Source organism: Sorangium sp. So ce726 (assembly GCF_051521405.1).
Lineage (GTDB): Bacteria > Myxococcota_A > Polyangia > Polyangiales > Polyangiaceae > Sorangium.
The window spans coordinates 7,974,983-7,988,260 of record NZ_CP150349.1 but is presented as its reverse complement, the minus strand read 5'-3'; the positions used below and the strand labels follow the sequence as shown (position 1 = coordinate 7,988,260).

Here is a 13,278-nt window from a genome sequence, read left to right as displayed (position 1 = left end):
ACGCTACCTGATTGACGCCACCTTCAGGGGTGGCCGGACAAGGGCAGGGCAGCGGGTTACCCAGGCGCGCTCCTTGCTTGACAGGCGACCCAGGATTCCTCCACCAGGAGAGCGAGATGCACGTCCCGACGACGGCGATCCGGCCTCAGCTCGATATTCGCGCCCAGGCGCCCGTGCCCACGAAGCACGGCGTCTTTCAGATGTTGGTGTTCCACTTCGGTGGGACGACGAGCCCCGAGCAGGGGCTCTCTCCCGATCACGTCGCGCTCGTCATGGGCGACGTGCGCGGCCGGTCGGACGTGACCCTCCGCGTCCACTCCGAGTGCCTGACGAGCGAGGTGTTCGGCTCCCTCAAGTGCGACTGCCGCGAGCAGCTCGAGGCGGCCCAGGCCGAGATCGGGCGCCGCGGGCTCGGCGTGGTGCTCTACCTCCGGCAGGAGGGGCGCGGCATCGGGCTCGCCAACAAGATCCGGGCGTACCAGCTCCAGGCGTTCGGCCACGACACGGTCGACGCGAACCGCATCCTCGGCCTGCCCGACGACGCCCGCGGCTACGAGCCCGCGGCCGCGATGATCGAGCACCTCGGCATCGAGTCGATCCGGCTCCTCACGAACAACCCGGACAAGGTCGACGCGCTCCGCGCGCTCGGCGTCCGGATCGCCTCGCGCTCGGCGGCCATCGTCCCGGCCAACCCGTTCTCCGCGCCCTACCTCGAGGCGAAGCGCCTCCGGATGGGCCACGCCATCCCGTCGCTGCGCGACGGCGAGGGCGCCGCGGTCGGCGACGCCGAGTAGCCCCACTGGGGCTGATCTCAGCCCCGCCGCAGCGCCACGGCCGCGGCGCGCTCGAGCACGCGGAACGTGAAGCTCTCGGTGAGGAAGAGCTCGACGACCTGTCTGTCGTGCCCGTCGTAGCCGATGGACAGGTCCTCCCCGACGGTCAGCTCGAAGTCGCCGCCTCGCGTGCTCAGGAGCACGCCGCCTTCGAGCGCGGGCGCCCACACGATCGGCCCGTCGACGAGCTGGCGCTCGATGTGCTTGAGGAGCGGATAGCCGTCCTCCGCGGCCGCGGACACCTCGTCGTACGCCTTCGGGCCGAGCGCGAGCGCATAAGGACCGTCGATACCCGCAGCGCGGAGCACCTCCTTCGCCTCCACCACGGCGCGCGGCCACGCCTCTGGCGCGGGGATCCCCACGGGCTTGTGCGGCGCGACCTCCAGGACCCCTTCGATCCCGGCGGCCGCGAGCCCGTTGAAGATGGCGCCGTCCTCGAAGCGCGCGGCGTGCTCGGCGGCGCGCACGACGTCCTCGATGTTGGGCTCCTGCGCGCCGCGCCCGACGGCGTCGAGCTCCGCGAGATCGAGGCGGATGGGCGCGCGGAACTCGACGAGCGGCCGCACGAGGCGGACGCCCGCGCTCACCGAGGACGCCTCCTTCCGCTCGATCGCGCGCAGGCGGCCCGTGTTGACGGCGGCGACCTCCCAGCCGAACGGACCGCGGAAGTCGACGACCTTGCGGCCGGCGAGGTGGAGCTTGAGCACGCGCGTCGCCTCGCGATCGATGAGGTCCCAGGCGGCGGGGAGGATGGGAGCGAGCTCGCGCTTGAGAAGATCCATGATCATGCCCCCTTCAGGCTCCCGATGCCGAGCGCACCGCTCGGCGCCATGGCGCCGGTCTTCGCCGTGGCGCCGATCTTCGCCGCCTCCTCGGCCGCTTCCACCTCGGTGATCGGTCCCTGGCTGTTGAGATAGATGTCGATCTTCTCCTGGAAGACGCGATCATTCCGGCGGAGCCACTCGAGGTTCATCATCGCGTGCTCCACCTCCTCCTCCATGTGGTGGAGCAGCACGGCTCGCAGCTCCGCGTCCGAGCACGCCTCGGCGCGCTGCTGGTACCAGTCGATCGCCTCGAGCTCCTCGATCAACGAGACGATCGCGCGGTGCCGTTCCTTGGTCGCCTCTGACAGGAGCTCCGGCAGCTCGTGGTAGTTCTCGCTCGACACGCTGCTGTGTCCTTCTGCCTAGGCGCTCTTTCGCGCCGTTTGCACCTGGAACGCCACGATCTCCGGCTCGACGTTCGAGCGGCCGCAGGCCGTGCACTGGACCGTGCGCTCCCGCTTCAGGCGCTCGAACTCGGAGAGCGACGCGACCACCTCGAACTCAGCGCCGCAGTCGTTGCACTTGAACTCGTACGTCGGCATGGAACCCTTGCCTTGCAAATGTGAACTGAATCACATACGCGGGCACAGGCGAGATCCGTGCCCTCCCGGGATTCGAGCCGACCCAGGTTGCAGCCGGGCGACCGCGGCTGCCTTCGGCGTCACGCGAAAATGACCCTGCGCGGTCGTTGTTGGAGGCCGAGCTGCAGCCGCGGCCGGGAGGCCCGGGCGGGAGCGCCGATGCGCCCGCCGCATGCCTCCCGGCGCTGGGAGGTGTGATCTCGACGGGTCGGCCGGTCGCCTCGCTACTGCCCCCTACCGTGCGTGAACAGCACGGCGCTCGCTACTTCTTCGCCGCGTCCTTCAGCCGCGCCTTGAGTCGCGTCGCGTAGCCTTCCTTGTTCTCCTGCTTCACCCGGCCGATCGCCAGCGCCTCGTCCGGCACGTCGCGGGTCACGGTCGTGCCCGTCGCCACGTAGGCGCCCGCGCCGATCTTCACCGGGGCGACGATCTGCGAGTCGCTGCCGATGAAGGCGCCGGCGCCGATCTCGGTCCGGTGCTTCCGGAAGCCGTCGTAGTTGCAGAAGATCGTCCCGGCGCCGACGTTCGCGCCCTCGCCGATGTCGCCGTCGCCGAGGTAGGCGAGGTGGTTCGCCTTCGCGCCCTTCCGGACCACCGTCTTCTTGGTCTCGACGAAGTTGCCGATGTGCGCGTCGGCCTCGATCTGGCTCTCCGGGCGGAGGTGCGAGAACGGCCCGATCTGCGCGCCGGCGCCGATCGACGACTGCGAGGCGACCGTGTACGGCTTCACGGAGGCGCCCGCCTCGACGACCACGTCGGTGAGTACCGAGCCCACGTCGATCCGCGCCCCCGCGCCCACGCGCGTCCGGCCCCGCAGGACCACGGCGTGCTCGATCACCGCGTCCGGCTCGACGGCCACGCCCGCGTCGATGCGGGCGCTCGTGCGGATCGTGACCCCGCTCTTGCGCAGCCGGTCGGCGATGCGGCCGTAGAGCACCTCCTCGGCGGCGGCGAGCTGCGCTCGGTCGTTGATGCCTACGAGCGAGCCGACGTCCCTGGCCACGACCGCCGCGGCGCCGCCGGCCTTCGCCGCCTGCGCGACGATGTCGGTCAGGTAGAGCTCTCCCTGCGCGTTGTCCGTCGTCAGCCCGGCCAGCGCGCGCCCGAGGAACCCGCTGCGGGCGAGGTACACGCCGGGGTTCACCTCGGTGATCGCGCGCTCCTCGGGGGTCGCGTCCTTGTGCTCGCGGATGCCGATCACGCGGCCCGACGCGTCGCGCAGGATCCTGCCGTAGCCCGTCGGATCGGAGACCTCCGCGGTGAGCATCGCGATCGGCGCGTCGCCCGCGCGGTCGAGCGCCCCGCGGAGCTGCGTGAGCTGCTCCGGATCGAGCAGCGGTGTGTCGCCGCACAGGATCAGGATCGCCTCGGAGGTCGCGTCGATGTGCGGCATGGCGCAGCGCACCGCGTCGCCCGTGCCACGCTGCTGGGGCTGGAGCGCGGTGCGGACCTTCTTCCCCTGGGCGCCGAACGCCTTGTCCAGGGCCGCCGAGACCTCGTCGCGGCCGTGGCCGACGACGACCACGACGTCCGAGGCGCCGGCGGCCAGCGCCGCGTCGACGACGTAATGGAGCATCGGCCGGCCGCAGAGCTCGTGGAGCACCTTCGGTCGGGCGCTCTTCATCCGAGTCCCTTGTCCAGCAGCGAGAACGACAGCGGTGAGCGGGGTGGGTTGGGTCGCCATCGCTCCGCAGCCTATACCCACGAGCCCGCCGCCGTCCCTGTCGCAGCGCAGTGAGCCTGGAGAACACGCGCTCCGGCGTCGCCCACCTAACCCTCGCAGGGGCGCCAAGCCCCTACGCACCTGGAGTGGAATCGTCTACCCTGGGGGCAACTGGGGGAGGTTGTCGTCATGCGCATGCGCGCGCTGGATTCCTCGGCCGCTGTCGTGCTCCGGCTGGTCGCGCTCGTCGCGGCCGGCGGGGCGATCGCTTCGTGTCACGAGCCGCTCGACACGACGCGGATGGCGCCTCCCAAGGTCACGGAGGGCGGCGGGCTGGGCGACGACGTCTTCGGCATGCTCTGCGACCGCGTGGGCGCGTCGAGCCTTCACGAGGACCACACGGGCGCCTCGTACCAGCGCGTCTGTCACTACGACCGCGAGGGCCGGTACGAGGACGAGGTCGACGTCTCGCTCCTCCCACCGGTCTCGGGCGAGCGGGCGGAGCAGGCGCGCAGGCTGGGCGTGGCGAAGGTGGAGGCCATGGCGCGGTGGCGCAACGCCCTCATCGACGCCGTCAACGCCGCGGTGCCGGACATCGAGATCGACAACGTCGCGCCCGGCGAGGGGGGCGGCAAGATCCGGCTGCACGATGCCGTCCTGAGCCTCTCGCAGACCCTCGCGCCGCTCTACGAGACGAACCCGTTCGACGCGGCGGGGCCGGCGGTCCTGCCCGCGTCGACCCGGGGGATCGCGCGGCTCCTGGATGCGCTCATCCACGGCGGCGAGGAGAGCGCGAGCCTGCAGGAGGGCGACCAGAAGAGGCAGCGGGAGCGGGCGCCGATCGCCTGCGACCGGGCAGAGGGGCAGGGAGCGCCGGTCTGTGCCCTCGCGAGCATCTGGGGGCGCCAGGGCTATCGCCCGGCGGAGGTGGGGCTCGGCATGGTGGGCGCGGCGCTCGCGTACCCCGGGCTGCGCCCGATGACCGTGGCGGCGCTCGACGCGCTCGGCCCCGGCGGCCCGGGGGCGCCCGCGCTCCAGGCGCTGCTCGCGGCCGGCGAGCAGGAGCTGGCCACGCTCTCGCTGCCGGAGCGGGCGCCGCTCGCGGTCGACGCCGCCACCGCGCAGCCGAGCCGCCCGCGCACCACCCTGGAGCTCGCGCAGGCGGCGCTGCTCGCAGAGCACCCCGAGCTCGCCGCGCCGCCGTCGATCTTCATCGCCCGCCGCGATGGGCGCGGGTGGGTCCTCCCCCAGGGCGAGGGGGTCCCCGCGCCGTTCGCCGACGCCGACCGCGACGGCCTCGCCGACGTCGACGCGTCCGGCAGGTTCGTGGACCGGAGCGGCGCGCCGCTCGCGATCGAACCGCCGTTCGCCATCCCCGGCGTCACCGAACCGCCGCGGGACCAGTTCGGGGGCCTCTCGCCGGAGCTCTACGCCTACGTCGACACCTCCCGCACCGTCCTCGGCGCGGCGCTGCGGTCGATCGTGCCGCTCGTCGATGGGACCCGGTACGCAGGCAAGGGCGATCCGGAGCCGTGGAAGACCGAGCACGAAGGGCTCATGTACGCGCTCTCCGGCGCGTACCTGCTCTTCGGCGACCGCGAGGAGGCCCGCTACGACGTCCGCCGGGGCAGGATCGTGCCCGCGGACGAGCGGTGCGACGGCTGCCTGTCGTACCGCCGCTTCCGTGGCGAGGACTCGCCGCTCGCCGACCTCGCGCACGCGGTCGGCCAGGTGCTCGCCGACAAGGACTCGGACGTCCTCCTGCTCACGCTCATCGATCTGCTCGAGAACCGCGAGGCGGAGCTCGCCCGCATGACCGCCGCAGCGCTGCGCATCCGGGATGTCGCGCGCGAGCACGACCGGCTGGCCTCCCAGGGCAAGGAGGCGCCTGCGCAGATCGACGACAAGGCGCCGCTCTGGGACGAGCTCTCGGCGGTGCTCGGCAGGGCCGTCGAGCAGCCGGGGCTCGTGGCGCGCTTGCTCGAGGCGCTCGGGAGCGACGCGCTCCTCGCCTCGCGCGGCGGCGCGCGGCACGCGGGCGACGCGATCGCGGCGATGCTCACGAGCCGCGACCAGTACGCGTACAACCCGTCGGACCTGAACGGCCCAGCGATCAACCTCACGGTCGGGGCGCCGTCGACGGCGGCCCCGAAGACGCCCGTGGACCAGAAGAAGCCCAAGGTTGGCGACAACCGCTCGGGCATGGAGCGGCTGATGCAGCTCATGCACGACACCGCCGGCGTCAGGCAGTGCAACAAGGAGGGCGCGGTGGTCAGCGTCTTCGAGGTCACGGTGCCCTTCGTCGAGTACGCCGAGTGCGAGCTGTTCCAGATCGACAACCTGGCGGCCTTCTACCTCGACTCCCTCCTCCCGGAGGGGCACGACAAGAAGGCGGTGCTCGAGGTCAAGCCCACGGTCCTCGCGCTCGCCGTGACGGACTCGGTGCTCGAGTCCTCGAGCGGCATCCACGGCTTGACGAGCCACCCCACCCCGGCCGCGCTGAACCGCCTCATCTATTTCGGAGCCGACTCGGACAGGTTCCCGGCGCTGCAGGATCTGGATCCCTTCCGTGCGCTGTCGGGAACGGGCGGGAACCTGACAACGAACCTGTTCATCTCGGGGACGCTCGAGCCGGCCGGCACGATCCATTGCCCGAGGAACGCGCTGGGCGTGAACGAGTGCAGCTCCCCCGAGGGCCTGATCCGGGTGCGCCATCCGGGGACGGCCTTCTTGCTGGAGCAGCGCGGGCTCGGCGAGTACCTGAGCCCCATCGTGACGGCGTTCGCCGACGTCGCCCCGGATTCCACGGGGGAGGACATCCTGATCGATCTCTTCAGCACGGCGTACCGTCACTGGCCGGGCAAGCAGCACGGACCGGAGTGCATCAAGGCCGGCTCGCCCAAGACCAACACCGCATACTGCTCGGAGGCAGGGGCCAACGCCTACGAGCCGCTCATGGCCGACGCGCTCCGGGCCGAGGACGTCCTCGCGTCGTCGGTGGCGTTCGCCCGGATGGCGCGCGACTCGTCCGTGACCGTGCGGCGCGGCCCCGCGGCAGATCAGCCGCTGACGAAGGCCCAGGTCCTCGAGAAGCTCGCACGCATCCTCTTCAGCACCCGCTACGCCGCTGGCGTGGGCATGGTCGACCGCTGGGGGAAGAAGAAGACCACGTGGGCGGATGGTCGGGTCCAGGACCAGCTCACCGTGTTCACTCTCCTCGCCGGCGCTCTGAACAGCATCGACGCACGCTTTGCGCAGCGCAATGCGCCCGACGCCGCCGAGCGAGAGGGCCAGTGGAAGCGCGGCGTGGACGAGCTCGTCGATGCGCTGCTCGCGGTCGAGGGGTCGGGGCCTGAGGCCCGGTTCAAGAACCGCGCGCTCCCGAGGATGGGCGCCCTCGTCCTGCGCGTCCTCCGCGAGCAGCTGAACGCCCACTGCCCCGATCGCGAGACGACGAGGCGGTGCGCCTGGGCGCAGAAGGAGCTCGGCGCGACGGTGAGCGACCTCCTGAGCCACCCGCTGTTCGCCGCCGCCGTCGACGTCATGGAGGCGGTCCGCGCCCACGAGCCGGCGCGGCGGGAGATCGAGCGGTTCCTCACCTACCTGCTCGACACGGACGCAGCCGGCGCCCCGCTCCAGGCGCTGCCGACGACGCTCGCCGACGGCCTCCAGCTCCTCGCCGACGACGACGCCTTGCGCCGGATCCTGAAGGCCGCGTCGACCGCGCTGACCCCGGCGGGGGGCGCCGGCGGCCCAGGCGCCGCCGACGCGGGGCTCAAGGCGCTGAAGGCGCTCAACGACGATCGCTACGACAGATACCACGCGATGGATCGCGTGCTCCCGGCGCTCGTGACGCCGATGGCGGACGGCCGAGCGCCGCTCGACGTGTTCCTCGACGCGTTCGCGGACGTGAACCGCATCGAGGCCGGGAGCGGCGCGCCGCTGACGGCCGAGGACTACCGGCAGCTGTTTGTCTCGGCCAGGGACTTCCTGACGGACGAGACCCGCGGGCTCGAGCAGATCTACGCCATCGTCAAGAACCGGCCGCACGAGTGATCCACGTGCAAAAGCCCACGATCTGCGCCGTGCTCTCCGTGGCGTCCGCCGCGGGGGCGCTCCTCCTGTCCGCGGGCGACGCCGGCGCCGCCGGGCTGTACTTCACCGATCGCGGCGTCCGCCCGTCGTCCCGCGGCGGGGCGTACATCGCCGGCGGCGACGATCTCGGGGCGATCGCCTACAACCCCGCGGGCGTCTACGAGGCCGGCACCCAGGTCCTGTTCGACGTCGGGCTCTTCGAGTGGCGCAGCCGGCACACGCGCCAGGCGATCGTACGGCAGGTCGACCCGAACACCGGCGAGCCGACGGGCGCGAGCTTCGTGCAGACGATGGATCCGGTGACCGGCAGCGCGCCGGTGCTGCCGATCCCCACGCTGGCGGCGTCGTTCAAGGTCGACCCGCGATGGGTCGTCTGGGGCGGGATGTGGGCGCCGTACGCGGCCCTCTCCAGCTATCCGGAGCAGGTGAACGGCACGCCGGCGCCCCAGCGCTACGCGCTGCTCACGCTCGAGGGCTCCGCGCTCGCGCTCCTTGGGGTCGGGGCGGCGTACGCGCCGTCGCCCGAGTGGCGCTTCGGCGCCGGGCTCAGCGCGCTGGTCGGCACATTCAACAGCCGGATGGTGGTCTCCGGGTGCCTCCCGGAGCGGATGTTCTGCGCGCCCGAAGATCCGGAGTGGGACATCCATTCCGAGCTCAGCGTCGCGCCCATCGTCGCGCCCACGGGCCAGCTCGGGGCGCTCTTCGTCCCGACGCCGCGCTGGCGCGTCGGCCTGGCCTTCCAGCTGCCCATCTGGGTGCGCGCGCCGGCCAAATTCAGGGCGCGGCTCCCCGCGGCGCCCGTCTTCGAGCGCGCCGTCCAGGAGGGCGAGGACGCCGACGTCGCGTTCGACCTGCCGTGGGTCCTCCGCGCCGGCGTGGAGGCGCGGATCGTCGACGACCTGCGCGTGGAGCTCGGGCTCGGCGTCGAGGGCTGGAGCATGCACGACGACATCCTTGTCGAGCCCGACGGCGTGGTGCTCCGGAACGTCGCCGGCTTCCCGGAGGAGTTCCGCGTGCCAGCCGTCTCGTTCCCGCGGCGCTTCGAGAGCTCGCTCTCGGCGAGGCTCGGGGGCGAGTATTCCTTCGATCTCGCGGGCGCGCGGTGGGATCTGCGCGCCGGCGTGAGCCTCGAGCAGAGCGCCGTCCCGCCCGAGTACCTGTCGGTCCTCACGATCGACGCGACGAAGCTGACGACGGCGGCCGGCCTCGGCGTCCACCTCGGCCGGTGGCGCCTCGACGCGAGCTACGCGCACGCCTTCGCTGCGGACGTGAGGGTCGATCCGAGGGAAGCGCGGCTCCCGCAGGTGAGCCCGGTGCGGGCCAATCCGCCGGAGAGCCCGAACACGATCAACGGCGGCGCCTACAGCGCCCGGGCGAACGTCGTCGGGCTCGGCGTCGCTTACACGTTCGAGGCAGCCGGGAGCGGCGTTATCCGGCCCGCAGCTCGCGCAGCCGCTCGGTGAGCCGTGGGCCGTCCAGCCAGCTCAGGTCCTTGTCCACGCTCGTCTCGATGTGGTTACTGACCTGCTTGCTCACCGTGCCGCGGAGCAGGCCGAGGAAGTGCGGCGGCGCGATGAGCACCAGCGTCTCGTAGGCGTGCTCGTTCAGCCCCTTCTCCAGCACCTCCGCGAGCTCCTGGGCGAACTTCTGCTTCTCGACCTCCTTGGGATCGGTGTCCGGGGCCGCGCCGGGACGGCCCAGGTTCTGACCCCCCGCGGCGCTGCCGAGGCTGCCGTTCCCGTTGGAGGTGCCGTTCGGCTTGCGGCCGTGCGCGTCGGCCATCAGATCCCGCACGCGCGCCCTACTCTCGTCGTGGTTGTACGACTCGAGCAGGGTGAAGCCCTTGCCCGCAGGCTCTTCTCGATAGAGCTGGGCACGGCTTGCGTCGGAGACCAGGATCCATGTCTTCCGTGCTGCCTTTTTCGCCATAAGCCTCCACGGGGGGAATCAACCCTTCCCTTGGTTTACGTTAAAGACCGACCCCACGCGGCGCAAGCGGCCGGAGAGCCAAGTCCGACGCAATTCGGCCGGATCGCACCCCGAGAGGCAGGCTCCAGCAGACTCGACAACCTGCGCGCGGCCTGAATTCGTGGAGAGCGAGAGGGGGCGAGCGGCGCTCGGGAGGTGGTTGACTGCGAAATACGGTGTTTGGTGTACCGGGCGTATCCACCGAGCTCGGCCGCGCCGCCGCGGCCGCGCTCGTTGACCGACGGTCAACGGAACCGGTCGGTCGCCTCGACCAGCTCGTGCAGGATGCCCGGCTCCATCGCCGAGTGCCCTGCGTCTGCCACGATGCGCAGATCGGACTCGGGGAACGCGCGGTGGAGCGCCCACGCGCTCTCCGGCGGACAGACGACATCGTAGCGGCCCTGCACGATGACGGTCGGGATATGGCGGATCCGGTGCACGTCGTCGAGCAGCTGCGTCTCCGCCGTGAAGAACCCCTTGTTCATGAAATAGTGGCACTCGATCCGGGCGAACGCGAGGGCGAACTCATCACCTGATGTCTTCGCGACGAGCTCATGGTTCGTGAACAGGCAGCTCGTCCGCCCTTCCCAGACGCTCCACGCGCGCGCCGCCCGCTGCTGCAGCCCGGGGTCCGGGCTCGTGAGGCGCCGGTGGTACGCCGTGAGCAGGTCTTCCCGCTCGGCCTCGGGGATGAACGCGAGGTACTCCTCCCACGCGTCGGGGAAGATGGCGCTCGCGCCCCGCTGATAGAACCAGTCGAGCTCCTGCTTCCGCAGGAGGAAGATGCCGCGCAGCACGAGCTCCGTCACCCGCTCCGGGTGCCGCTCGGCGTAGGCCAGCGACAGCGTGCTCCCCCACGAGCCGCCGAACACCAGCCAGCGCTCGATCCCGAGGTGCTCGCGGAGCGCCTCCATGTCCGCGACGAGGTGCCAGGTGGTGTTCTCCTCCAGGCTCGCGTACGGCGTGCTCCTGCCGCAGCCCCGCTGGTCGAAGAGCACGATCCGGTAGGCGGCCGGGTCGAAGAAGCGCCGCTGCTTCGGCTCCGTGCCGCCCCCGGGGCCGCCGTGCACGAAGACCGCCGGTTTGCCGCGCGGATTGCCTGACTCCTCGAAATAGATCTCGTGAAGATCGGAGACGCGCAGCCTCCCGGCGCGGTACGGCTCGATCTCGGGATACAGCGTTCGCCTCTGGGTGCCTATTGTTGTCATGCCGCTCCCGTTCGTCGGTCGACGTCGCGCGTCGCGCGCGCCGGCGCGTCCAGGCTACGCGAAGGCGCGCCGGGAGGGGAGAGGGACCGCCGGGCGGGAGGCGCGGGAGGCTCAGCCGGGCTGCGCTGCCTCGCGCGCCGCGGTCTTCCCCACGCCGCCGTAGAGCGCCTCGATCGCGGGCCCGTACTTCTGGAGCGCCACGCGCCGCTTCAGCTTCAGGGTCGGCGTCAGCATCCCGTTCTCCGCCGTGAAATCCTCGGCCGCGAGGGCGATCTGCTTGATCTTCTCGAAGGACTTGAAATCAGACGCGTACCTGTCGACCTCTGCCTGGACGTGCGCGACCACCCGCGGGTGCTTCAGCATCGCGTCCGTCGACTCGAACGAGATCCCCTCGGCCCGCGCCCATTCCGTGAGCGCCGCCATCTCGGGCGCGATCACCGCCACGTTGAAGGGGCGGTTGTCGCCGTAGATCATCGCGCCGTTGATCAGCGGAGACAGCTTGATCTTCTCCTCGAGCGGGGCCGGCGCGACGTACTTGCCGTTCTCCAGCTTGTACTGCTCCTTGATGCGGCCCGTGACGAAGAGGTAGCCGTCGTCGTCGAGGTAGCCCAGATCGCCTGTGCGGAAGCCGCCATCCTCCGTGAAGACGGCCTTGTTCTCCTCGTCGCGCTTGTAATAGCCCACCATGACGTTCGGGCCGTAGACCACGATTTCCCCCTGCTTCGGGTCGTGCGTCTCCGACCTGTCGATGACGATCTTCACGCCTGGGATCGGCTTGCCCACGCTGCCGAGGCGGCGGGCTCCCGGGTAGTTCACGGTGGCGACGGGCGATGTCTCCGTGAGGCCGTAGCCCTCGAAGACGGTGATGCCGAGCGCGTCGACGAACTCGGCCACCTGATAGGCGAGCGCCGCCCCGCCGCTGATGGCGTACTTCAGCTTGCCGCCGAACTTGGCGCGAATCTTCGAGAAGATGACGCGGTCCGCCACGGCGAGCGCGAGCCGCTCGACGAGGCCGAGGGGCTCGCCCTTCTGCTTCTTCGTCGCGGCGCGCATCCCGGCGCGGAACAGCGCCTGGATGACGGCGGGCTTCTCCGCCATCTGCTTCTGCACGCCCTCGTAGATGCGGTTGAAGATCCGCGGGACGCTCATCAGCACGGTGGGGTGCACCTCGGCGAGGTTCGCGACGATCTTGTCGACCGACTCGCTCAGCGCCATCGACGCGCCCACCGTGATCATCACGTGGAGCTCGCCGGTGTGGCCGAACGAGTGGGCCCACGGGAGGAACGACAGGCTCCGATCGCCGCCCCCGAAGGGGATGAGATCCAGCACCGCGCAGACGTTGGAGGCGATGTTGGCGTGCGACAGGATCACCCCCTTGGGGTTGCCGGTCGTGCCCGACGTGTAGATGAGGCACGCCGTGTCCTTCGATGCCGGCATGATGGCCGGGGCCGGGCTCCGCTCGCCCGCGGCGAGGAGCTCCTTGTACGAGCTGGTCTTCGCCCCGGGGACGCCGTCACTCGCCCCGTCGGGGTCGAACAGACAGACAACGTGCTTCAGCGAGGGCGCCTTCCCGGGGAGATCTTTGCATTTACCGTAGATCTGCGGTGTCGCGACGATCGCTGCCACGGCCTCGCAATCGTTGATGATGAACGCCCACTCGCTCGGGAGCTGCGCCTCGTACATCGGCACGACGGCGACTCCCATGCTGAAGCAGGCGTACGCCGAGACCGCCCACTCGACGCGGTTGTTGGAGATGAGGGCCACCCGATCCCCCCGCTGGACGCCGAGCGACGCCAGCCCACCGCGGAATCTGGCGACGAGCTGCCCGAACTCTGCGTACGTGATCCAGTCCCAGCGGCCATCGGTCTTCGTGCCGAACAGCGGCCGGTGGCCATGAAGCTTCAGCGCGCGATCGAGCAGGTCTACCAGGTTTTCCAGTTTCGCCATCGGTCTCCTCCCGAGCCGATTGTTAACATGGTACTGCGCCGCGTCAGCGTCCTTTTGGCGGTGCGTGGCGCCGCTTGTTGTCGCGCCGACGCCGGGGCTGCTGGAGACGGAGGGCGACCGTGGGGCGGGGGCGGCGGCTGGAGAGGGCGAGGGGAGCGG

10 protein-coding genes are annotated in these 13,278 nt (G+C 71.0%); 3 read left to right on the top strand and 7 right to left on the bottom strand.

Annotated features, from left to right (window positions below; genetic code table 11):
- The first annotated feature begins 116 nt into the window (after nucleotides 1–116).
- Nucleotides 117–794 (top strand): GTP cyclohydrolase II, encoded by a 678-nt coding sequence (gene ribA, locus WME79_RS29615; RefSeq protein ID WP_437521655.1) that lies wholly within the window; start codon nucleotides 117–119, stop codon nucleotides 792–794.
- A 17-nt stretch (nucleotides 795–811) separates the two neighbouring features.
- Here the strand turns inward: ribA and WME79_RS29610 are convergent, their stop codons facing one another.
- The 4 genes from WME79_RS29610 to glmU form a co-directional block, all read right to left on the bottom strand.
- Entirely contained in the window at nucleotides 812–1,615 is an 804-nt protein-coding gene (locus WME79_RS29610; protein ID WP_437521652.1) for a family 1 encapsulin nanocompartment shell protein, read from the bottom strand.
- Nucleotides 1,616–1,617: 2 nt separating this feature from the next.
- Entirely contained in the window at nucleotides 1,618–2,001 is a 384-nt protein-coding gene (locus WME79_RS29605; protein WP_437521649.1) for an encapsulin-associated ferritin-like protein, read from the bottom strand.
- A gap of 18 nt (nucleotides 2,002–2,019) precedes the next feature.
- Nucleotides 2,020–2,199 (bottom strand): FmdB family zinc ribbon protein, encoded by a 180-nt coding sequence (locus WME79_RS29600; RefSeq protein ID WP_437293213.1) that lies wholly within the window; start codon nucleotides 2,197–2,199, stop codon nucleotides 2,020–2,022.
- 301 nt (nucleotides 2,200–2,500) lie between these two features.
- On the bottom strand, nucleotides 2,501–3,922 hold the full coding sequence (gene glmU / locus WME79_RS29595) for a bifunctional UDP-N-acetylglucosamine diphosphorylase/glucosamine-1-phosphate N-acetyltransferase GlmU (protein ID WP_437521646.1): 1,422 nt from the start codon (nucleotides 3,920–3,922) through the stop codon (nucleotides 2,501–2,503).
- Between the two features lie 168 nt (nucleotides 3,923–4,090).
- Here glmU and WME79_RS29590 point away from each other — a divergent pair, with 168 nt between their 5' ends.
- Both WME79_RS29590 and WME79_RS29585 read left to right on the top strand, forming a co-directional pair.
- Nucleotides 4,091–7,957, top strand: coding sequence for a hypothetical protein (locus tag WME79_RS29590; RefSeq protein ID WP_437521644.1), 3,867 nt, complete (start codon nucleotides 4,091–4,093; stop codon nucleotides 7,955–7,957).
- A 5-nt stretch (nucleotides 7,958–7,962) separates the two neighbouring features.
- A complete protein-coding gene (locus WME79_RS29585; protein WP_437521641.1) occupies nucleotides 7,963–9,459 on the top strand; it encodes an OmpP1/FadL family transporter in 1,497 nt (498 codons plus the stop codon).
- Here the strand turns inward: WME79_RS29585 and WME79_RS29580 are convergent.
- The 3 genes from WME79_RS29580 to WME79_RS29570 all read right to left on the bottom strand — a co-directional run bounded on the left by WME79_RS29580 (nucleotide 9,425) and on the right by WME79_RS29570 (nucleotide 13,119).
- On the bottom strand, nucleotides 9,425–9,925 hold the full coding sequence (locus WME79_RS29580; protein WP_437521638.1) for a host attachment protein: 501 nt from the start codon (nucleotides 9,923–9,925) through the stop codon (nucleotides 9,425–9,427). The genes WME79_RS29585 and WME79_RS29580 overlap by 35 nt on opposite strands.
- 284 nt (nucleotides 9,926–10,209) lie before the next feature.
- Nucleotides 10,210–11,172, bottom strand: coding sequence for a prolyl aminopeptidase (pip, locus tag WME79_RS29575; RefSeq protein ID WP_437521635.1), 963 nt, complete (start codon nucleotides 11,170–11,172; stop codon nucleotides 10,210–10,212).
- A gap of 111 nt (nucleotides 11,173–11,283) precedes the next feature.
- Complete coding sequence (locus WME79_RS29570; RefSeq protein ID WP_437521632.1) at nucleotides 11,284–13,119, bottom strand: AMP-dependent synthetase/ligase; 1,836 nt, start codon at nucleotides 13,117–13,119, stop codon at nucleotides 11,284–11,286.
- Between the last annotated feature and the right edge of the window lie 159 nt (nucleotides 13,120–13,278).

Coding starts and splice junctions, on each gene's coding strand:
- WME79_RS29600 (WP_437293213.1), bottom strand. CDS start 2,199: ATGCCGACGTACGAGTTCAAGTGCAACGACTGCGGCGCTGAGTTCGAG.
- pip (WP_437521635.1), bottom strand. CDS start 11,172: ATGACAACAATAGGCACCCAGAGGCGAACGCTGTATCCCGAGATCGAG.
- WME79_RS29570 (WP_437521632.1), bottom strand. CDS start 13,119: ATGGCGAAACTGGAAAACCTGGTAGACCTGCTCGATCGCGCGCTGAAG.
- ribA (WP_437521655.1), top strand. CDS start 117: ATGCACGTCCCGACGACGGCGATCCGGCCTCAGCTCGATATTCGCGCC.
- WME79_RS29590 (WP_437521644.1), top strand. CDS start 4,091: ATGCGCATGCGCGCGCTGGATTCCTCGGCCGCTGTCGTGCTCCGGCTG.
- WME79_RS29580 (WP_437521638.1), bottom strand. CDS start 9,925: ATGGCGAAAAAGGCAGCACGGAAGACATGGATCCTGGTCTCCGACGCA.
- WME79_RS29610 (WP_437521652.1), bottom strand. CDS start 1,615: ATGGATCTTCTCAAGCGCGAGCTCGCTCCCATCCTCCCCGCCGCCTGG.
- glmU (WP_437521646.1), bottom strand. CDS start 3,922: ATGGCGACCCAACCCACCCCGCTCACCGCTGTCGTTCTCGCTGCTGGA.